This window comes from Marinomonas aquimarina, assembly GCF_900089755.1.
GTDB lineage: Bacteria > Pseudomonadota > Gammaproteobacteria > Pseudomonadales > Marinomonadaceae > Marinomonas > Marinomonas aquimarina.
This window is the reverse complement of record NZ_FLOC01000013.1, coordinates 1-20,298: the sequence shown is the minus strand read 5'-3', so window position 1 is coordinate 20,298 and position 20,298 is coordinate 1. Positions and strand designations below refer to the sequence as shown.

Sequence of the window (20,298 nt, the reverse complement as noted above, 5' to 3'; positions counted from 1 at the left end):
TAAACTTTGGAGTTCACCATGAGCCAAGCAACCGTTCAGCTACTGCAAAAATACTACGAAGCCTTCAACGCTCAGGATATGGATACTTTCTTGTCTCTACTAACTGATGACGTGGTACACGACATCAACCAAGGTGACCGTGAAGTAGGTAAAGACACGTTTTCTGCGTTCATGGATCGCATGAACAAGAACTACAAAGAAACCATCGTTGATATCGTCGTAATGTCGAACGAAGCAGGCGACCGTGCCGCGGTAGAATTCACTGTACTAGGTGAGTACCTAGCCACTGACGAAGGCCTACCAGAAGCCAACGGCCAAACTTACAAGCTACCTGCGGGCGCTTTCTTCGATATCCGTGATGGCAAAGTAGCGCGCGTTACTAACTACTACAACCTTGGTGACTGGATCGCTCAAGTTTCTGCTTAAGCCCTATCTTGTTAAGATCCTAGAGAGACGGAAACGCCAATGCTGACTTTTCAACGACTTTCTGGCCCAGCTCTCAATCAATACATAGATGAGCTGGCACAGCTACGCATGCAGGTGTTTCGTGACTTTCCCTATCTGTACGATGGGGATTTGGCCTACGAAGCACGTTATTTAAAAACCTACATCGAAGCCCCAGACAGCGTCATCGTATTGGCGTTTGACGGCGACAAAGTCGTCGGTGCGTCCACTGGCGTGCCACTGCGTCATGAAATGGCCGAAGTAAAACAGCCATTTCTGGACGCGGGTTTAAACATCGATGAGATCTTTTACTGCGGTGAATCGGTTTTGCTGTCCGAATACCGTGGCCAAGGCGCAGGCGTGGCGTTTTTTGATCATCGAGAAGACCACGCTCGCAGCCTAGATGGCATCAAATATTCTTGCTTCTGTGGCGTACAGCGCCCAGACGATCATCCAGCCCGTCCGGCGGATTACCAACCGTTGGATCAGTTCTGGCGTAACCGTGGTTACCAAAAGCGCCCAGAGCTCGCCACTCACTTTAGCTGGAAAGAAGTGGGCGAAAACGAAGAGTCATTGAAACCCATGACCTTCTGGATGAAACCTTTAGATCACTAACACAGAACGATTATGAGCGCATTTAAACTGGCTGCGGCCCAATACGACATTGGCTTCTTTAACCGTTGGGAAGAGTTTGCCGACAAACTTGATAGCTGGGTCGCCATGGCCGCACAGCAAGATGCCAAATTGTTGGTGTTCCCTGAATACGGCAGCATGGAACTGGCGTCCTTGTTTGGTGCAGAGGTCTACCGCGACCTCAGCCGCCAACTGCATGAAATGCAAAGCATTTTACCAAAGTTCCATGACTTGCACATGGAGCTAGCCAAGCGCCATGACGTGATGATTCTAGCAAGTTCATTCCCAACGATTCAGGACAATGGCAGCTTTCTCAACCGTGCTAACTTGTTCGATCCAAGCGGCTTGATTGGCTTCCAAGACAAGCTGACCATGACCCGCTTTGAAAACGAGCAATGGCACATCAGCGCCGGAGACCAGATCAAGGTGATCGACACTGACCTTGGCCGCGTCGGCGTGCATATCTGTTACGACTCCGAATTCCCTATGATCGCCAACCAGCAAGTGGCCGCCGGTGCCGACCTATTGTTAGTACCAAGCTGTACCGATACCGAAGCCGGTTTCCACCGTGTGCGTATCGGCTGTCAGGCCCGTGCCTTGGAAAATCAATGTTACGTGGTGCAATCCCCTACCATCGGTCACGCGCCATGGTCAGAAGCCGTTGACATCAACACCGGCCGCGCCAGCGTCTACACACCGGTAGACTATGGCTTCCCTGACAACGGCATCTTAGTGCAAGGGGAAAACGATCAGGCCGGCTGGGTGTACGCGGACGTTGATCTTTCCGAGATCGCCCGCATTCGAGACGAAGGCCAGGTGTTTAACTACCGTGATTGGCCAAAACAATTTGAGCTTAAAGGCCCTCAGGGCTGAAAGTGCTGAAAGTGCTGAAAGTGCTGAAAGTGCTGAAAGTGCTGAAAGTGTTCTAGATAACCTATCATTGCTTAGTTCGACAGATATGCGACGTCTATAGATGCTGACTTCTATGCAATTCAATTAGCTTGCGCAATTCTCGTTCCTCGACCGCGTCTGCGCTAATTAAACGCATAGAATTCAGCCAATTAGACCTCAAAAGTGATTGGTGGCTTTATCCTTAAACTGTCTTAAAACACTTCGCTTCTTGGCTTTCATTAGGGACGCTCTCTATGTGTTTGATTAGCGCCGACGCGTCGGTGTCGAGGCACGAGACGAGACAGGCGCAAGCTAATTGAATTACATAGAGATCGGCCCCTCTAAAATACTCGCAAAAATCAAATACCCTGTGTGTTTATGCGCAAAACGAGCACCATTGGCTGCCATTTAGGAGTACAATGCGCGGCATCTTTTCTGAATAGTTGAAACACAAGAAATGGCTATTAAAGCAACGATTTACAAAGCCTCTGTACAAGTGTCGGACATGGATCGACACCACTACCAAAGTTACGATTTAACCCTTGCACTACACCCTTCTGAGACCGAAGAACGCATGATGGCGCGTCTCGCGGTATTTGCTTTGCTGGCAGATGACAAAGACGGCGATGAGCAGTTAGCTTTTACCAAGGGCATCAGCACCGAAGATGAGCCGGATTTGTGGCAGAAAAACTTCTCTGACGAGATTCTGCTGTGGGTCGAATTAGGCCAGCCTGATGAGAAGCGTCTACGCAAAGCCTGTGGCCGCGCTCAAGACGTAGTGATCGTGAATTATAACGACAAATCGGATATTTGGTGGGAGCAAAACAAGGGTAAGTTAAGTCGCTTTGATAATCTGCGTGTGCTGCAATTTGCCGAAGCGGAAATCCAAGCCTTAGAAGGCTTGTGTGCTCGTACCATGCAATTAAATGTGACCATCCAAGATGGCGAAATGTGGGTCTCGAGCGAACAAGGCGAATGCGCTCTACACCCGGCTTGGCGCTAGTCTTTTGTTTCTGAAGGCGACTCTGGCGGTGCCTGAAAGCGCGCTGCCAAATACTGATTGATGACCCCCAGCAGCTCGTTTTGCACACCTTTTAGCACGCTACGATGAGCCTGCTGGGCCGCGTCACATTGAGTGGTTAACCCCAGTACAAAACTGACCAACAAACCTTTCGTACTCGAAACAGCGTCAAGGGTTTTCTGCTTAGCCAAGGCTCGATCTTCATCGGCTTGAGCTCGCGCCCGCTGACAACGCATATAGAGCTGTTCTCGCTCACGGTACATCTTGTTTAAACCAAACATCAGTCGTCCTCGCTGTCGGTTGAAAGGATGGCATCCAGTGTTCGGGTCAGATCCATGCGCTGTAGGGTGCGTCGTATTAGATACGCCAACACTACTGCGCTGACTAAGGTGGTGATCAAAGCAATGGCTAAAATCGCCAACAATGACCAGCCCGCATACCATGCTGCAGTGGCGATGAGAGCAATCAACAGCAGCCAACTGGTCAGTAATAAGAACACCACACCACACATCAGAGCGACGAGCTGAGCACTGGAAGCGATCCAGATCTTGGCTTCTAAAGCGCCGAGACCGAGAAGGCTCTTAAACCATTGTTTGTGGCTTAATGTCAGCTGATCGGCGGTCACGGCCTCTTCCTTAGAGGGCGAGTCCGACGTGTGGTCATGATGTTCTGGTGTCATCATAGGTCTGCTTCCATGAAGGCCTACAGGGCGCTACTTACGCTTACACAGCAGGCTGGCGGCGACGGCCCCAGCTAAGAATGCAAAGCCCACGGTTTTCAGAGGGTTCTCCTTGGCGTAGGTGCCCACAGCGTTACTCACTTTCTCACTCTGCTCACGGGCAGTATCAGCAATTTGATGGGCCTGCTCACTGATTTGCTGAGCCACAGCGTCCACACGTTCTTGACCATTTTCCGCAGCGGCCGCTGCACCATCCACACCCTTGTGGGCTGTTTCCGCGGCTTTATCGACGGCATCGTGGGCCTTAGATTGGGCATTACTTTTCGCTTGAGTACCATTTTTGGTCTGAGTAGAGCTGTTTGCTGTTGCCATAATATGTACCTCCTGTGCGTTAATTCATCATTCAAACTAGCGACATAAGACACGCATTTAAAGCTTTGAGCTCTAATCTTCTTTTTGTTTACAAGTTCGCAAAAAGCATCCAGAAACACTGCCCCTAGATGTCCGTCTCCCCTAACAACGTCCCTGCGGCAGCAAGGCATCCCAAGTTTTCTGATGCTCACCGGCGATCTCAGACAATAAAATGTTCGCCGTGGTCGGCCCCTGAGTGAAGCCCTGATGGCCATGACCAAAATGGAACCACATACGCACGTGCTTCGGTGCTTTACCCACCACGGGTAACATATCCGGCATACACGGACGTGTGCCATACCATTGGTTCTCATGCACTCGATCGCCCATCTCCAGCATGGTGCGCAGTGCAGTCACCCCACGTTGCAACTGCTTCGGTTCAGCGGGATCATTGAGATCCACTAACGCCGCCCCAGTCGTGACACGAATGCCTTGATTCATGGGCGCTGCCAGCACACCGTTGGCCACGTCTAAGAAGGGCCGCTTGAGAGGGATCGTGGCTTGATAATGGCCGTGATAACCACGCTTGTAGACCATCGGGATGTGGTAGCCAAAACGTTTCAGCAACTTAGGGCTCCATGGTCCTAGCGCCACCACCACCTGCTCAGCCGTGATGGCACCGGATGGCGTTTGCACACGCCAACCAGTCCCGGTTTCCATCAGGCTGTTGGCATCACCGGCTAAGAGTGTGCCACCACGTTGTACGAACAAATCGGCATAGGCCTGGGTCAGCCCACCTGGGTCGCGACAACTCCAGCTTTGTAGCCAATGAATGGCGCCAACGGGGGCTTGGCTCAAAGCCGGCTCCTCAGCTTGATAAGACACTCCGTCAAGGATACGTGAACGTACGCCATACTCCCGCTCAATACGTTCCGCACGCTGGCTTTCTCGAACAAAGCTGGGCTCATCCCGATACAACATGCTTAAGCCTTGACGCAGAATTAACGCCTCCGCTCCTGCGGCTTCAATCAGAGGGGCATGATCAGCAGTGGCTTGGGCGGCCAGCTTGGCATAGGTGGTGGAAATGGCATGATGCTTGGCTGCGGCGGAATTGCGAAAATAACGCCATAAGGCAGGTGCCATCTTCAAGGTCGGTATGGTTTTCCAGACCACATCATTGCTGGTACCGATGGCATAGCGCCATAAGGTGGCCAGATCTTGCGGCAAGGCATAAGGCTCCACCGCTTCGGTTTGAATAATACCGGCATTACCAAAGCTGGTTTCTAAACCTGGCTGTTTGCGATCCACTAGGACCACTGAATGCCCATGTTGTTGCAAGGCCAGCGCACTGGAGACGCCCACCATGCCGGCCCCTAACACGATAAAATCTGCCATGATCCCTCCTAGTTCACTGTGCTCAGCGGCGTTCGAACACACCTAGCCTATTATACGAACCTCGGCCATTTAACGGATTTTTCGTCTTTCCTTTACCTGTTTGGCCCAGAAGTTGCGTAACCAATTTGCAAGGTGTGGCTGGTCATAAATGCGACACTCTTCGCCAATAGCACTAGCGCTTCAATTTTAGACTCCTTATAGTAAATCTACATTCATGGAAAAGGGACAGAAGAATTATGCGAGTATCTGGTTTATTAGTATCTGCATTGATCGCATCAAACGCCTCCTTCGCTGTGGCGGCTCAATTTGATTTCTCGAACGAATACAACACCAATTCGATTCACGCCCAAGGGGATCAGTTTTTCATCGAGAAGGTTAAGGAATTGAGTAATAGCAAAGTGGACATCACCTTGCACTCAGGTGGGGCGTTGGGCTACAAATCCGCAGACCACTTTTATGCGGTGGCCGATAATGCCGTGCAAATTGCCGACACCCTAGCGGGCTCTATGGCAGGCATTGACCCTATCTTTCTTCTGTCATCCTTGCCTTTCCTAGTGGAAGGGGAAGATCAAGCCGAGCTGCTCTACAAAATCGCTAAGCCCTATTACGCGGAGATCTTTGAAGACAATGATCAGATTCTGCTCTACGCCTCACCATGGCCTGCCAGCGGTATTTGGTCAAAAGAAAAAGTCGATTCAGCAACGTCACTGGAAGGCTTAAAGATCCGCTCCTACGACAAAAACGGTACCTTGACGCTACGTGAAGCGGGCGCCGCGCCGGTAAACCTATCCTGGGCAGATGTGGTGCCACAGTTGTCGACCGGCGGCATTGAAGCGGTATTAACCTCTGCCGATGCGGGCGCCAGTGGCAGTTTCTGGGAGCACTTGGACAACTACAGTGCAATCCAATATGCCATCCCGCTCAACATGGTGCACATGAACCGTGATGAATTCGAAAGCCTCTCTGACGATGAGCGTGCCGCCGTGATGGAAGCTGCCAAACTGACCGATGAGCATAACTGGCAAACCGTGCGTATGCGTGTCAAAGACAACTACCAAGAGTTGGCAGAGCATTCCGTTGCCATCCACAGTGAATTGCCTGCGCCATTTATGCAGCACCTACAGGAATCCGCTCAACCAGCATTGGCTGAATGGTTAGAAGATGCCGGTGAGCGCGGTGAAGCGATTCTTGCGGAATTCAACAAAGAGAAATAAATGTTTTTAAACCTGCTGTTAGGCTGCTCCCGACTCCTGAATAAGGTGTCGGGGGGCATCGCCATGTTACTGATTGTTTATATTTTAGGGCATATCTTGCTAGAGATAGTGCTGCGTTTGTTTGGCACGTCCACCTATGTGTTGGATGAGTTTGTCGGTTATGCCGTTGCGACGCTGACGTTTCTCGGTCTGGGCTACAGCTTGGAGCGCGGCAGCCTGATTCGTGTTGGCTTAATCATCGAGCGGGTGCCAGAGAGCAAACGCTGGTTGTTTGATCTGTTTGCCACCTTGGTCTCCTTCGCCATGTTTGCGTGGATTTACAGCTACTGGCAAACCAATGTGTTGCGCAGTTTCAAACGTGGCACCACCAGCCAGTCGATCATGGAAACGCCGTTGTGGATTCCCCAAGGCTTGGTATTAGTGGGACTGGGCTTACTCTGCTTCACCCTGTTTACCCACGCGCTGATTTTGTTGTTCCGCCAGCAATCGCCGGAACTGCACAGCGCTGCGACACATACTCAAGAACATTAAGGGACGCCAAATATGGAAATCGTATTATCCGCCGTGGGCGTGATTGCCTTGATTCTCGTGGTACTCGGCATGGGTGTCTGGGTGTTTTCAGGGCTTGCCATCGTGGCCCTGCTGTCATTGATTATGATTGGTGATGTCAGTATCGACCGAGCGGGAGCCATTCTAAGTCGAATTATCTTCCGTGCCGGTAACTCCTGGGAGTTGGCCGCCATTCCCTTATTTATCTTAATGGGGGAGCTGATTTTTCGCTCCAACATATCCGATCGTTTGTTCCGTGGTTTAGAGCCTTGGACCCGTCACATCCCAGGCGGTATTTTGCATACCAATGTGTTTGGTTGTGCCATGTTTGCGGCGGTCAGTGGCTCCAGTGCCGCGACGACGGCAACCGTGGGTAAGATCACCACCAATGAGTTAAAAGTCCGCGGTTACGACCGTCAATTATCGATTGGCTCATTGGCAGGGGCCGGCAGTTTAGGCCTGTTGATTCCACCGTCGATCGTGATGATCGTCTATGGGGTACAGGCAGAAGTGTCGATCACCAAGCTGTTTATGTCTGGCGTACTACCAGGCCTGTTGGTCGCAGCTTTGTACACTGGCTACTTGATGACGCGCGCCTTGATGGACCCGAGCATTGCTCCCAAAGAAACCGGCACGACGGTGACGAAGTTACAGAGTCTAGGCTTATTGTTCCCAGTCATTCTGCTGATCACCATTGTCATGGGCGCCATCTATACCGGTATTGCCACCCCCTCTGAGGCGGCAGCGGTGGGGGTATTAGCCACCTTGGTGTTGCTGCTGGTAGAGCGCCAGTTAAACGTCGAGATCTTCCGCGAGGCCTTGGTTGGCAGCCTACTGAGCTCCACCATGGTGTGCAGTATCTTGATTACCGCTGCGCTGTTATCAACCGCCATGGGGTATCTGCACTTACCGGCAGAATTGGCGACTTATATTGCCAGCCTAGATTTATCTCCGGCTTGGCTATTGTTGGCGCTGGCGTTGTTCTATGTGTTATTGGGACTGTTCCTAGATGGCATTTCGATCACGGTTATGAGTTTGCCGATTACCTTACCTATCGTCATTCAAGCAGGCTTTGATCCGCTATGGTTCGGTGTGTTCTTGGTGATCATGGTAGAACTGGGTCAGATCACACCGCCAGTCGGCTTTAACCTGTTTGTGTTGCAGGGCTTAACCGGTGAAAAAATCGGTAAGGTCGCCAAAGCTTCCTTCCCATTCTTCGTCTTGATGTGTGTCGCAGCCTTGCTGCTCTGCATTTTCCCAGACATCGCCTTATGGCTTCCTAACGCCTTAGGTTAACCCTCAAACAAGCGTGGCGAACACTCGCCACGCTTGTTAAATTTTGCTCACATTGTGTGCAAGTTTGCGCTAAATCAATTTTCTTCTATTTGGTTTCTATAGTCTTAAATACCCTTATTTTTTGAGTAGGTATTCATGGAAGCCTTGTTAACCAATGTCCCGTTCTCCCCTGCTGTAATGAATATGTTTCGTGATGCAGTGGTCGTGACCGATGCCCAAGGCATTATTTTGCAGGTCAACCAAGCTTACCAAGACATTTCGGGGTACCACGAAGATGAGTTAATTGGTCAACCACCAGCGAAAATAAAATCTGGTCGGCACAGTAAAGTGTTCTACGAGTCGATGTGGCATGCCCTCACCACCCATGGCGTTTGGGAAGGTGAAATTTGGGATCGCCGCAAGAACGCTGAGGTATACCCGAAATGGCTCAAAATCCAAGCGGTACGCAATGACGAGGGCGAAATCACACACTACGTCGGTGTGTTTCATGAAACCAGTAACAGCAGCCCAAGTTTCCACGAAAAAGAGCGTCTGGCCAACATTGACCCTTTGACGGGGCTCTATAATCGCCATTGCTACCGCGAATTCCTAGCACGCATGATTCGCACCGTTGCTCCTAACGATCGCCTAGTGCAACTGTACTTAGACATAGATCGCTTCAAAGAAATTAACGAGCGCTATGGCTATGTGGTGGGCGACGATTTGATTGCCATTCTAGCGGAGCGTATCCGCATCGTCTGGCATGAGATTAACGATGCCTTGTTGTACCCGATTCAACGAGATCAGGAGCAACTGATCGGCCGCTTTAGTGGCGATGAATTTTTGATGGCGTTTCGCTTTGATGCACGGGAGGACATCGACCTCAATCAATTGCTAGAACGCCTGTCGGCGACATTAAGTGAACCCTACAAGATACGCGGCCATATCATCAAAGTCAGCTGCAGTATCGGCACCGCGCAGCTCAACGTCGACGCCAACGACGATGATGAACTGATTTCCCATGCAGAGTCCGCCATGTACATTGCGAAGCAAACCGGTGGCGACCGTTCGATGATCTTTACCCAATCTATTCAAGAACAGATTGAGCGGCGCAAGCTGATTCAACAGAGCCTACTGCAAGCGGTAGAAGATCAAGAATTTGAGCTTTACTACCAACCGAAAATCGGCGGACTGTCACGCCGCGTCTGTGGCTATGAGGCGTTGGTGCGCTGGAATCACCCCACCTTAGGCATGCTATCACCGGTGGAATTTATTCCCATTGCCGAAGAGAGCGGTGCCATCTTACCTTTGGGAGATTGGATCTTTGAAAACGCCTGCCGCTACGCCAAGAGTCTGAATGACATCGGCCTCATTGACCTGCCCGTGGCGATCAATGTTTCCGCTATCCAGCTGTCAGACCCAAGCTGGTTAGACCGTCTGATGCTGACCATCGACAAGGTCCAGCTGCCGCCTCATTTAATTGAATTGGAGCTTACCGAAAGCCAGCTGCTTACGGATATTGAAAACTCCACCGATATCATCAATTACATTCGCTCGCGGGGCATCAAGGTCGCTCTGGATGACTTTGGCACCGGCTACTCATCCTTGAGCTATTTACGCAATCTGCCGCTGGATACCCTGAAGATTGACCGCTCTTTTGTGTCGCACTTACAAGAGGACCAAGAGAATTATGATCTGGCGATTATCAAAGCGGTGACCACTCTGGCGAAGCAACTTGGCATGGCACTGGTGGCAGAAGGTGTCGAACAAGCCACCCAAGAACGCATCCTACGCGACATCGGTTGTGATCAGCTGCAAGGCTATTTGTACAGCAAACCCATCCCGGCGGAAGAGTTCCTCGAGCTGTGCTTAAAAGGGTTGATTCATAAACAACAGGAATAAAATGATGTTTTTGTGAGACGTTTCCCAATTGCCTGCGTATGTCATAGGGCTAACATGTCGTTCGTTAGTGGTTAATAGCATCTATGAACCCTATACAGGAAGGTAACTATGAACACTACAGCACTGAAAACCCTATCACTCACTTTGGCCCTGTCTGGCGCCAGTATTGCTTTTGCAGGCCATCACGAAGTGGCTGTGAAAGGTGTCGACCAAGATGTCTCCCATGGTTATGTCAGCGCAAACATGGTGAAGTCGGACGCTAATGGCTGGTTAGTCGTTCACCGTACTGATAGCTCAATGAAGCCAGGCCCAGTGGTAGGCTATGCCCCCGTCATTAAAGGGACGAACAATAACGTCAACGCCATTTTGCAAGAACCCGTCGCATCAGGTGACATGCTAATGTTAATGCTGCACGGTGAAGCTGGTGGCATGCATACCGGCGTGTTTGAATACACCCTAGGAGCAACGGCAGATGGGCCAATTCGTATGAATGGCGAATTGGTGATGTCTGTTATCACCGCCAAATAAAAATCCTACGGGAGTCGGTGCGATACACGCCGGCTCCTACCTTGCCGATGTCATGCGGCATTCCGCATTGTTAGATTCCCGTCTACACTTATAGATGAGTTTACCTACTCATGAAGAACACGTGCGTTGGACATGATCTGCCAGCGACGGGGAGGATATTACCATGTTGACGACCAAATCCGCTCAAGAGGCGTTTCGTCTAGAAATTGGGCAATTACCACAAGACAGTGTCAGTCATTTGGCACCATCGTTTGATAACTTACCTGATAACCCTTATGCCGACGGCTCTTACCGCCTACGCCGATATTCGCGTTTTATCTTTCGTAACGACAGCCTCAAACGCCTACCTACGAAGGCCTTTGTGCAAGACGAAAGCGTGAACCATTTCCAAGGTAACGTTGAGCGTATCTATCCTGAAATTGAAGATCAAACCGTTGCCGACTCAGCCTTCTTAGAACTGTTTGAGCATTTTCAAAAAATGGCCGACATTGCCGATGGCAGCACCATCGAAGTGCACCAAATGCGTATCTTTGCCGACCATCATCAAGTAGAGGTAGCACCAGAAGGGGTGCATCAGGATGGTTTCGACCGCATTGGTATTTACGTGATCCAGCGCCACAATATTATTGGCGGAGATGTAAGCATTCACTTACATGAGGATTCTAAAGCCATGATGAAGCACCCGTTGAACAATGGTGAGTTCGTTGTGCTCAACGACCGCCGCTTCTTCCACTACGCGTCCCCTATTAAGCCAATCGATGGCGAGCTAGGCTACATGGACGCCTTCGTTCTGACCGCCAACTTAGTACACTAGCCAACGCTAGTACATAGAGTTGCGCTATGCCAACTATGATGTCTGATCATAGTTGGCAATATGCTACTTTTATCAAAGAACATCACCGCAACGATGGTAGCGCGCCTAAAAGTTCTCTATATTATTAGTCATAAGTAATAGATATACCTTCATATCAAGCACTTGCTTAGCTAGGACTGTTTATGCGCGCGCTTTCGTTACTGCACACCTTCTCTCTGACCGCCTTGATCAGTGCGGCCGCTATGACGGCACAGGCCAGCACCTTAACAGACATCCAACAACGGGGTGACCTCAATTGTGGCGTCTACCCCGACGATCCAGGGCGCAGTGCTTTAGACCGTGAGGGGCGCTGGCAAGGCTTTTATGTGGAGTTTTGTCGCGGTGTTGCAGCGGCAGTGCTTAAGAACCCGAATTTCGTGAACTTTGTTGAGGTGGGCCCAACGTCCCGTTTTACTTCCTTGGTGGATTACAGTACCGATGTGGTGATGTACAGCTCTACTTGGACTTTGGGTCGCGAAAACGCTTACCAAGTCAGCTTTCCAGCACTGTATCTTTTCGATGGCCAAGGCTTTGTGGTGCGCAAGAGCTCCAACATTGAAACACTGGCGGATTTAAATGATAAGACCGTGTGCGTGACCGGCAACACCACCACGCAACAGAACCTCGAAGACTATATCAGCACACAACAGCTGGATACCAAGGTCGTGTACGCCAATGGCGATCGCTTTTTCCGTGGCAGCGTCTGTGATGCCTACAGTGCTGATCGCATGAATCTAGCCACCAATCTTGCCAACCGCGTCGACAATCATGGCGACTACTTTATTTTACCGGATACCTTATCTCGTGAGCCGATTGGGCCCACAGTTCGTAACGATGATGCCCAATGGCAGAAAATCGTCCGCTCAGTGGTGCATGCCACCATCCTAGCGGAGGAAAAAGGCATCACCCAAGCAAACATCGATCAGATCAAACAAAGCAGCCAGAATGTGGAAGTACAAAATCTGCTGGGTGTTAGCGGCGATATCGGCCCTCAGATGGGCTTAGACCAAGACTGGGCTTATCGAGTGATTAAAGGGGTCGGCAATTACGCAGAAATCTACGATCGCCACTTCGGTCCCGATACGCCAATTGGCCAAGAGCGAGGCCTGAATGCCCTGTGGCGTGATGGTGGCGTGCTGTTTGCGCCACCTTTCAAGTAGCCGTGTCGATGAGTACGCCAAGCTTATTTTCAGTCCCCCAGCTACGCCGGCTTGGCGTGCGTCTAAATATTGTATTACTTGGGATCATCCTGTTTTTCTTAGTCTCTAGTGGCTACGGTATTTGGACGTTACAGCAGCAATCAGAGCAATTTAAAACCGTCACACAGACCTATTATGATCGCGCCATGTTGGCCGCGGAGTTATCACGGGATGCAGAGCTCATCGCGACTCAGGCGATGGAACAAAGTGTGACGCAACGTCTTAGTAACATCGACGCCAACATTTTACAGACCGACATTACCCGCACGTTTATCGTGACCCGCAGCAAGCTCTCAGCCGAAGCCCCAGAAGAAGTCGCCGCCTTGACGGAGATAGACCGACTGACACAACCCTACTTCGATCAGCTGGTGTTTTTTTATGAGCGCATTGAGAATCAGCAACGTCTACAACTGCGCATGGGGCGTTTAAATCGTGAGCGTCAGCAATGGGTGGCGCCATACATCAATTTCGATGTGTCCGCAGACAATGGCCCCTTCAGCGCCTTTGTGCTGAACTTATCCCGCAGCACCTTGGCAATGCTGGATGCACAAAGCCCTGGCTTATTGACACGCCGCAAAGCGCAGCTAGAAGAGATCAGAACGGCGCTGGAAGGCCTTAGCGGCTTAACTCAAGTGCAACAACAGGCACGTCAGAAGCTGCTCGAGAACATCGCTGAAACGTTAGAGCTTAAGGACCAATTAGATCAATCGCGCTTAGAAGCGCTCGCGGCCATGCGTAAAACGCGTTTGCTGGCGCAACGCCTCAGTACCGTCTGTTACGACTTCTACTTAATCGTCAAACAGCGCGCCAACAACGCCGCCCAGAACCACAGCCAATTGATCGATTGGGTCACGCTGCAGATCGCCCTCTTTAGCTTGGCCTTTTTAGGCCTGATCGGCTTCACCTACTGGCTGATTCATCATTACATCGTACGGCGCTTGAACCGCCTCAGCTCGGTGATGCAGCAGCATGCCGTTGGCAACCCCGAGCCAATTCCTCAGCAAGGGCAGGATGAGATCACCGTGATTGGTAAAACCTTTGCCATGTTTGTCGATGCCAATGACCGTGCGCGCGATGAGATTCAGAGTGCTCGTAAGGCTGCGGAAGCTGCCAATGAGCGCTTACGCGAGCTAAATATGTCATTGCATCTGCAAAGTAATACCGACGATCTAACACAGATCCCCAACCGACGCTCATTCTTTGATTGGCTGAATTCAAGCTATCCACAATGGGCACAGCAGGGCCATGGTCTCAGCATATTGATGATTGATATCGACTGGTTTAAGTCATACAACGATCACTACGGCCATCAAGCCGGCGACCAATGCTTGCGCCAGGTAGCCCAGCTGTTACGCAGCGTGACGCAGCAGTACACGGGGATGCTGGCACGCTATGGCGGAGAAGAGTTTATTGTTGCCGTCCCTGGGATCAGCTTGGCACAAGCGGCAGAATTGGCGACTACTTTACTGGCGACAATCGAGCAGGCGCATATTGCCCATGGCCATACGCCCAAGCATCACGTCACCATCAGCATAGGGGTGGCCACATTGAGTCAAACCAGCCTCGCTTATCCTATTGAGAAACTCATCTCGAAAGCCGACCAGAGCCTCTATGAGGCCAAGTCTAAGGGACGCGCTCAAGTGGTTAGCCAACAAGTTCCGCCCTCGTTAGAATCCTCTGCTAACCTTTCTGTTTAGCGAGCTCAAAATAGGACTCAAACTGCGCAATGATCATCGGCTTGGCATAAAGCCAACCTTGCACTTGTGCTTCGGGACACGCTTGGTAAATGTAGTCCGCTTGTTCTTGGGTTTCTACGCCTTCAAACACACACACCACGTTGAGCCCTTGCAATAAGCTGAAAATGGCATCCAACATGGTCTGGTTAATCGAGCCAGTACCAATCGACTGAGTAAAGGATTTATCGACTTTGATTTCCGTCGCATTCAAATGCCCTAACCACGCCAAGTTAGAGTAACCCGTACCAAAGTCATCCAGAGAAATGCTAACTCCGGCCGCAATGTACTCTCGAACCACCTCAGCTAAGCGGTCATGGTCGCCTGCGGAACGTTCGGTGATCTCAAACACCAGTTGCGCCAAGCGTATGCCAAAGGTATCAGCGTTTTTTACAATGCAAGGTAGCAACGCTGGATCCATCAGGTCTTGAATCGAAACATTGATACTCAGCTTAAAATCAGGGTTGGCGCGTAATACATGCTGCATTTTGCTCAAGCTTTTCTCAATCACCAAGTGCGTGATTTGACGAATCAAGCCTTTCTTTTCCGCCACGCTGATAAACACATCCGGCGACACCATACCAAAGTAATGGCTATTCCAGCGCACCAGTGCTTCCGCACCAACTGGGCGGCCATTGGCAAGGCAAATTTTGGGTTGGAAGACTACGTTCAGATCATTATTTTGAATCGTCTTTTTTAGATGGTGCGCCATAGAATGACGACGGCGATGGTTACGGTAAATTAACGAGCTAATGCCAAGGCCACCAAAACCGCCCAGCAGGGCAATCATACTTGTACTTAACCAAGAAAGCCCTAGCACACCAGAAGCACGATCTTCCGCTAACACACACAGGCCCACTTCAGAGCAATCGTAATAATGTAAGGTGGTTGAGGGCGTATGGCTGAACCAACTGGGTAAACGTGTCATTTGCTCTGCCAATGCCTCAGCATGCAAACCAAATGAGCGGAATACATAGTTAGTACTTTGATTGACGACAATCGCGGAAATGTTCGCACTTGGTTCACGCATCGCATCAAAAGCAAACGGTGATGTAATGGTGATAACATTGCCATCCTGTGCCATATCGGCTTCGAACAGGGTACCGACGATCTGTGCCGAATTACGCCAGACATTGACGCCATTGCTAAGTTGTTTGTCCGGCTGTGGCAGTGTAATCGGAAAAGGCAACCAACCGCGTTCAGCGCTACACTGAATGCTCCCATCCACCATACGGCCGATATCTTTCAAATACTTATGGCTCCAAAGCACAGTCCGTAGCCAAGCAATGTCTTGCTCAGAACAAATCTCATGAGGGGAATGATGGGCTTCTGAGATGCTCAGCTTTAAGTCTTTTGTGACTTCGCTGGCATAATTTAAGGTGTAGTGAGAATAGCTTTTCAGCTCTTTGTATTGGCTTTTTTGCTGAGTGATGTGGGCCATCCAGAGCGCCAGCAAAGCACACGCGAACGCGACCATTGAAGACCGAATAATCAGTCGGGCATTTTCCTGAAGCAGTCGCAACATCCTTGAGCCATCCAAATCTAAAAAATGGCATTATATTTAAATCCCTTATAGTTTATAGGGGCATAAATTCAAGAAATGTGGAAACACAGTGGGTTCCTAGTGCTTACTAAAAGTTAAGTTATTGCTTAATTATCCATCGCTTTATTTGTTGACGCTGATCTTCATTGGCTTGCAAGTACAACAGCTGAATCGATTTCAGTAGATCATTGTTATCTGGGTCTTCAAGCGGTTCGCGAACAAACTCATTCCCTTGCGCGCGATTGTATTGGTCAAGCACTCTCTGAATCGCCTCTTTCGGCAAATGCTGCTCTGTAAATATCTGATAATTAAATGCTTTAATCGCACCATTATTGAATTGCACACGCCAAATATTACGCTGACTAAAATACAATTCGGCCTGGCTCTTGGTAAATAAATCCGGTGCTAGCAGCTGAACATTGTCATTAGCCAATGTGGTAAATGTCATCAGATAGGGTAAGGTTTTGAACTCCACCTCAGTATTGCCATCGCGTAGACGATTCTTATAACGAAACACCAACTGATGCTCCCCAGACTTCAAGTCCCGTGGTGTCGTGTTTAGTGATTTCAACACATGACCATCCACTGCGAGCAATTCGATGGCGTTATCAACATGTAATGAACCAGAGTGCGCGAGTGAGGCCACCACACTGATTACAGCACTGATCATCAATTTTCCTAGCTTCATGGTAAGCGCTCCTTTCTCGAATCTAGCTTATAGCATGGACTCTGGTATTGGTTAATGTATAATCAGCGCCCTTATTTGACCGTACGGTTGAACTATACCAACAGCATTTGGGTTCCCTCACCCCAAACTAACTAAAAAGGTAACGCTATGAGTTCGTTTACTCCCGCGCAACAAGGTAAGGCGTTGCGCTATTTAATCGCCTTCCATCTTTTGATCATCGCATCAAGTAACTATCTGGTTCAAATCCCATTCACGCTCTTTGGTTTCCATACTACATGGGGGGCGTTCACTTTCCCGTTTATTTTCCTAGCGACGGACTTAACCGTCCGCGTGTTTGGTGCCGTACTGGCGCGTAAGATTATTTTCCGAGTCATGATTCCGGCCCTACTGGCGTCCTACTTGTTCTCCGTGCTGTTCTATGAAGGCGTATTCCAAGGCCTTGGCGCACTGAGTGAATTTAATCTCTTCGTCGCCCGCATCGCGATTGCAAGCTTGATGGCATACATCTTAGGACAGCTATTAGATGTGCATGTGTTTAATCGTTTACGCCAACTGCGCAGCTGGTGGATCGCGCCTGCTGCTTCCACGGTCGTTGGTAATGGCTTGGACACCTTAGCCTTCTTTGGTATCGCTTTTTACCAAAGCCCAGACGCCTTTATGGCGAGCCATTGGCAAGCCATTGCTTGGGCAGATTATGGCTTCAAGCTGATCATCAGCCTCGGCTTATTTATCCCTATGTACGGCGTGCTGTTAGCCTTCTTGGTAAAAAAAATCACTGCCACCAAAACCGATTTCAAACTCGCTAACGTATAACCGATAGGCAAAGGCCGCGCATATGATCGCGGCCTTTTTATTGGTTAGGTTAGGAGTTGGACTATGAGTCATACCGCAGCATTTGATGATGCAACCCTATCTCGCATCATCGAAATGGCATGGGAAGATCGCACCCCTTTTGAAGCCATTGAGCGCTTATATGGATTAAACGAAAGTAGCGTAATCAAATTAATGCGCGGCCAATTAAAACCAGCCAGTTTTCGTAATTGGCGTGCTCGAGTCTCCGGTCGCACTAGCAAACACAAGGCACTGCGCTCAGAAGATATCGTACGTGGTTATGCCCCAGCACAATACAAACCCAATCACGGTTTAAAGCGCCGTCCATAAAAAAGCGAACCCAGTGGTTCGCTTTTGAGAATACTCATAAAAAGTACTATAGGCCGTAAGCACTCATATCAGGACCTACAGGAACGATCTGCGTAGGGTTGAGCGCTTTTACTGAATAGTAGCCACGCTTGATGTGATCCAGATTTACGGTCTCACGAATGCCAGGCAAATTAATGATACGTTTTACGTATGCATCTAAGTGTTGGTATTCACGTAGTTGTTTATGACTGCATTTAAATATGCCGTGGTAAGCCGCATCAAAACGAATCAGCGTCACAAATAAGCGAATGTCGGCCTCAGTAAAGGCTGAGCCGAGCAAGTAGTCTCGACCGTCAGACATACGCGTTTCCAGCGTCTCGAGCATCTCAAATACATCGTGATAAGCTTCTTCATAGCTCACTTGCGTTGTTGCAAAACCGGCACGGTATACACCGTTATTTAACTTCGGATAGATAGTCTCGTTTAAGATCTCGATGTCGCTTTGCAAGTCTTCTGGGTACAAATCGAAATCGTTATTGGCTAAAGAACCAAAGCCAGAGTTAAGCATGCGCACAATATCAGCGGACTCATTGCTAACAATGGTTTGTGTTTTTTTATCCCAGAGTACTGGAACCGTCGCACGACCAGTAAATTGAGGGTCAGCTTTGGTATACAGCTCATGCATATACTGCGCGCCGTTTAGCTCATCGATGTTAGCACCTGGATAATCACCAAACTGCCAACCTTGATCGGTTAATGCAGGCTCTACAACGGATACACTAATCACCTCTTCTAAACCTTTCAGTTTACGAGCCATCAGCGTACGCGATGCCCAAGGGCAAATGTAAGCGACATACAAATGGTAGCGATCTTTCTCTGCGATAAATTTGCTCTCAGGAGTTGCTTGTTCGGGCGCAACAACCCAGTCACGAAAACTTGAGATCTGACGTACAAAACCACCCTTTTCATCAGTCGCTTGCACCGGTTGCCAATCTGCCGTCCATTTACCTTCCACTAACATCGTAACCCCCCTGTTAAGAACGTAGAGTAGGTTTTAGAGCCCATTTGCCATCACCCGCTAGTGCAAGTACCAGTAGCGCTAGCGCCCAGAAAGCAGGGAATTCCCAACCACCATTTGGGTTGTTAAAGAAAAAGCCTGCCGCGCCGTGCACCATCACAATCGAACCAATCAATACTGGGATCAAAGTGATCGCGAAGAAGCGTGCATAAAAGCCTAAGATTAGCGCAATACCGCCAATCAATTCCCAGCCCATACCAAGGTAGGCAGTGAAGCCAGGAAGCCCAAGCGATTCAAAGAACTGCGCTGTTCCGGCAGGCGTAAAGACAAAGAACTTCAAACCAAAGTGCATTAGGAATAAACCACCTAGCGCAAGGCGAAGAAGTAATAGAGCGTATGGTGCAGTACGTTGGTCAATCATGTTGTAAGCCCTTATTGATGAATCATTAAGTGTAGATTAGCGGATAACTCAATTTATGTAATCAACCTAAATTGCAGTTCATTATTTCATTTAATGAACTAATTGAATCGACTGTAAAGACTCTTTCTGATCTTCTCATCATTACGCAATAAATATCATGGTACTGTGTAAAGGTGCGTACTAGGCTTGCCGAAACAAGCTACGATAGCCAAAGTAATACTGAATACTTATAAATAAAGAGGATGAAACGATATGGATTTAATTCGAATTATATTCGCGATCTTGTTGCCACCACTAGGAGTCTTCCTACAAGTCGGTATTGGTGGTGCATTCTGGCTTAATATTCTCTTGACCCTATTGGGTTACATCCCTGGTATCGTTCACGCGGTATGGGTAATAGCTCGTCGCTAGACAACACACTCACTTAAAGGAGCCCAGCCTAACCGGTTGGGCTTTTTTATTTGGGGATAACTAGGATAGTTATTAACAGTGAAAAGCTCTCAAAATAGCTCTAAATGCCTATAATGAATATTAAGATAAGGTTCCGTTTTATCAGGACTGCGGTAACTAGATCAATAAGGGGCAAACTGCAGTATCGCAGGCGTCTTGATCCTTTTGCAGCAACAGCTCAACCCTATCGAGGATGCCAATCTGAATCGGGGTAAGATCCCCCTCCCACACCATGCACAGATCATGTGGGAAATAAGATGGACTCGCCCTCCTAACCATGTGCCATGCTTAATGTGTAAACAAAAGCCTGTCCGGCATCCAAGTTAAAAGGAGCGAGCCCTATGAAGAACATTAGCATCTTAAGCATCGAT

At 49.4% G+C, this 20,298-nt stretch carries 23 protein-coding genes; 15 read left to right on the top strand and 8 right to left on the bottom strand.

Going from position 1 to position 20,298, the window contains the following annotated elements; all coding sequences use genetic code 11:
- Nucleotides 1-18 precede the first annotated feature (18 nt).
- The 4 genes from MAQ5080_RS11430 (at nucleotide 19) to MAQ5080_RS11415 (ending at nucleotide 2,971) form a co-directional block, all read left to right on the top strand.
- Nucleotides 19-426, top strand: coding sequence for a ketosteroid isomerase-related protein (locus tag MAQ5080_RS11430; protein ID WP_067210282.1), 408 nt, complete (start codon nucleotides 19-21; stop codon nucleotides 424-426).
- A 39-nt stretch (nucleotides 427-465) separates the two neighbouring features.
- Nucleotides 466-1,059, top strand: a complete 594-nt coding sequence (locus MAQ5080_RS11425; protein WP_067210280.1) for a GNAT family N-acetyltransferase — start codon at nucleotides 466-468, stop codon at nucleotides 1,057-1,059.
- Between the two features lie 12 nt (nucleotides 1,060-1,071).
- On the top strand, nucleotides 1,072-1,950 hold the full coding sequence (locus MAQ5080_RS11420; RefSeq protein WP_067210277.1) for a carbon-nitrogen hydrolase family protein: 879 nt from the start codon (nucleotides 1,072-1,074) through the stop codon (nucleotides 1,948-1,950).
- Nucleotides 1,951-2,425: 475 nt separating this feature from the next.
- Nucleotides 2,426-2,971: a YaeQ family protein gene (locus MAQ5080_RS11415; RefSeq protein WP_067210274.1), complete on the top strand. Its 546-nt coding sequence runs from the start codon at nucleotides 2,426-2,428 to the stop codon at nucleotides 2,969-2,971.
- On the opposite strand, the gene MAQ5080_RS11410 is transcribed toward MAQ5080_RS11415, so the two are convergent.
- The 4 genes from MAQ5080_RS11410 to MAQ5080_RS11395 form a co-directional block, all read right to left on the bottom strand.
- The gene (locus MAQ5080_RS11410; protein WP_067210272.1) at nucleotides 2,968-3,270 is read right to left on the bottom strand and encodes a hypothetical protein; all 303 of its coding nucleotides are present in this window, start codon (nucleotides 3,268-3,270) and stop codon (nucleotides 2,968-2,970) included. The genes MAQ5080_RS11415 and MAQ5080_RS11410 overlap by 4 nt on opposite strands.
- Nucleotides 3,270-3,671: a hypothetical protein gene (locus MAQ5080_RS11405; RefSeq protein ID WP_067210268.1), complete on the bottom strand. Its 402-nt coding sequence runs from the start codon at nucleotides 3,669-3,671 to the stop codon at nucleotides 3,270-3,272. Before MAQ5080_RS11405 ends, MAQ5080_RS11410 begins: the two co-directional genes overlap by 1 nt.
- A gap of 30 nt (nucleotides 3,672-3,701) precedes the next feature.
- Nucleotides 3,702-4,040, bottom strand: a complete 339-nt coding sequence (locus tag MAQ5080_RS11400) for a hypothetical protein (RefSeq protein WP_067210264.1) — start codon at nucleotides 4,038-4,040, stop codon at nucleotides 3,702-3,704.
- A 141-nt stretch (nucleotides 4,041-4,181) separates the two neighbouring features.
- The gene (locus tag MAQ5080_RS11395) at nucleotides 4,182-5,414 is read right to left on the bottom strand and encodes an NAD(P)/FAD-dependent oxidoreductase (protein ID WP_067210261.1); all 1,233 of its coding nucleotides are present in this window, start codon (nucleotides 5,412-5,414) and stop codon (nucleotides 4,182-4,184) included.
- Between the two features lie 236 nt (nucleotides 5,415-5,650).
- Between MAQ5080_RS11395 and MAQ5080_RS11390 the strand changes: the two genes are divergently transcribed.
- The 8 genes from MAQ5080_RS11390 to MAQ5080_RS11355 all read left to right on the top strand — a co-directional run bounded on the left by MAQ5080_RS11390 (nucleotide 5,651) and on the right by MAQ5080_RS11355 (nucleotide 14,631).
- Nucleotides 5,651-6,628 carry a TRAP transporter substrate-binding protein gene (locus MAQ5080_RS11390; protein WP_067210259.1) on the top strand — a complete coding sequence of 326 codons (978 nt, stop codon included), beginning with the start codon at nucleotides 5,651-5,653 and terminating at the stop codon, nucleotides 6,626-6,628.
- Nucleotides 6,629-7,159 carry a TRAP transporter small permease subunit gene (locus MAQ5080_RS11385; RefSeq protein WP_067210256.1) on the top strand — a complete coding sequence of 177 codons (531 nt, stop codon included), beginning with the start codon at nucleotides 6,629-6,631 and terminating at the stop codon, nucleotides 7,157-7,159. It begins immediately after the preceding gene.
- A gap of 12 nt (nucleotides 7,160-7,171) precedes the next feature.
- Entirely contained in the window at nucleotides 7,172-8,473 is a 1,302-nt protein-coding gene (locus MAQ5080_RS11380; protein ID WP_067210253.1) for a TRAP transporter large permease, read from the top strand.
- A gap of 135 nt (nucleotides 8,474-8,608) precedes the next feature.
- On the top strand, nucleotides 8,609-10,354 hold the full coding sequence (locus tag MAQ5080_RS11375; protein WP_067210251.1) for a putative bifunctional diguanylate cyclase/phosphodiesterase: 1,746 nt from the start codon (nucleotides 8,609-8,611) through the stop codon (nucleotides 10,352-10,354).
- A gap of 108 nt (nucleotides 10,355-10,462) precedes the next feature.
- Complete coding sequence (locus tag MAQ5080_RS11370; RefSeq protein ID WP_067210249.1) at nucleotides 10,463-10,882, top strand: DUF7282 domain-containing protein; 420 nt, start codon at nucleotides 10,463-10,465, stop codon at nucleotides 10,880-10,882.
- A 163-nt stretch (nucleotides 10,883-11,045) separates the two neighbouring features.
- Nucleotides 11,046-11,696 carry a 2OG-Fe dioxygenase family protein gene (locus MAQ5080_RS11365; protein WP_067210247.1) on the top strand — a complete coding sequence of 217 codons (651 nt, stop codon included), beginning with the start codon at nucleotides 11,046-11,048 and terminating at the stop codon, nucleotides 11,694-11,696.
- Nucleotides 11,697-11,878: 182 nt separating this feature from the next.
- Nucleotides 11,879-12,895 (top strand): amino acid ABC transporter substrate-binding protein, encoded by a 1,017-nt coding sequence (locus tag MAQ5080_RS11360; RefSeq protein WP_067210245.1) that lies wholly within the window; start codon nucleotides 11,879-11,881, stop codon nucleotides 12,893-12,895.
- A gap of 8 nt (nucleotides 12,896-12,903) precedes the next feature.
- On the top strand, nucleotides 12,904-14,631 hold the full coding sequence (locus MAQ5080_RS11355) for a GGDEF domain-containing protein (RefSeq protein WP_067210243.1): 1,728 nt from the start codon (nucleotides 12,904-12,906) through the stop codon (nucleotides 14,629-14,631).
- Here the strand turns inward: MAQ5080_RS11355 and MAQ5080_RS11350 are convergent.
- Both MAQ5080_RS11350 and MAQ5080_RS11345 read right to left on the bottom strand, forming a co-directional pair.
- Nucleotides 14,615-16,192: an EAL domain-containing protein gene (locus tag MAQ5080_RS11350; protein WP_067210240.1), complete on the bottom strand. Its 1,578-nt coding sequence runs from the start codon at nucleotides 16,190-16,192 to the stop codon at nucleotides 14,615-14,617. The genes MAQ5080_RS11355 and MAQ5080_RS11350 overlap by 17 nt on opposite strands.
- A gap of 118 nt (nucleotides 16,193-16,310) precedes the next feature.
- Nucleotides 16,311-16,898 (bottom strand): DUF2057 family protein, encoded by a 588-nt coding sequence (locus tag MAQ5080_RS11345; protein WP_067210237.1) that lies wholly within the window; start codon nucleotides 16,896-16,898, stop codon nucleotides 16,311-16,313.
- A 147-nt stretch (nucleotides 16,899-17,045) separates the two neighbouring features.
- Between MAQ5080_RS11345 and MAQ5080_RS11340 the strand changes: the two genes are divergently transcribed.
- Together MAQ5080_RS11340 and MAQ5080_RS11335 are read left to right on the top strand one after the other, a co-directional pair.
- Nucleotides 17,046-17,711, top strand: coding sequence for a 7-cyano-7-deazaguanine/7-aminomethyl-7-deazaguanine transporter (locus MAQ5080_RS11340; protein WP_067210235.1), 666 nt, complete (start codon nucleotides 17,046-17,048; stop codon nucleotides 17,709-17,711).
- A 63-nt stretch (nucleotides 17,712-17,774) separates the two neighbouring features.
- Nucleotides 17,775-18,059 carry a TIGR03643 family protein gene (locus MAQ5080_RS11335; RefSeq protein WP_067210232.1) on the top strand — a complete coding sequence of 95 codons (285 nt, stop codon included), beginning with the start codon at nucleotides 17,775-17,777 and terminating at the stop codon, nucleotides 18,057-18,059.
- Between the two features lie 46 nt (nucleotides 18,060-18,105).
- Here the strand turns inward: MAQ5080_RS11335 and MAQ5080_RS11330 are convergent, their stop codons facing one another.
- Both MAQ5080_RS11330 and MAQ5080_RS11325 read right to left on the bottom strand, forming a co-directional pair.
- A complete protein-coding gene (locus tag MAQ5080_RS11330; protein WP_067210229.1) occupies nucleotides 18,106-19,059 on the bottom strand; it encodes a glutathione S-transferase family protein in 954 nt (317 codons plus the stop codon).
- Between the two features lie 13 nt (nucleotides 19,060-19,072).
- Nucleotides 19,073-19,477 (bottom strand): DoxX family protein, encoded by a 405-nt coding sequence (locus MAQ5080_RS11325; RefSeq protein ID WP_067210226.1) that lies wholly within the window; start codon nucleotides 19,475-19,477, stop codon nucleotides 19,073-19,075.
- A 252-nt stretch (nucleotides 19,478-19,729) separates the two neighbouring features.
- Here MAQ5080_RS11325 and MAQ5080_RS11320 point away from each other — a divergent pair, with 252 nt between their 5' ends.
- A complete protein-coding gene (locus MAQ5080_RS11320) occupies nucleotides 19,730-19,888 on the top strand; it encodes a YqaE/Pmp3 family membrane protein (RefSeq protein ID WP_067032725.1) in 159 nt (52 codons plus the stop codon).
- The last annotated feature ends 410 nt before the right edge of the window (nucleotides 19,889-20,298 follow it).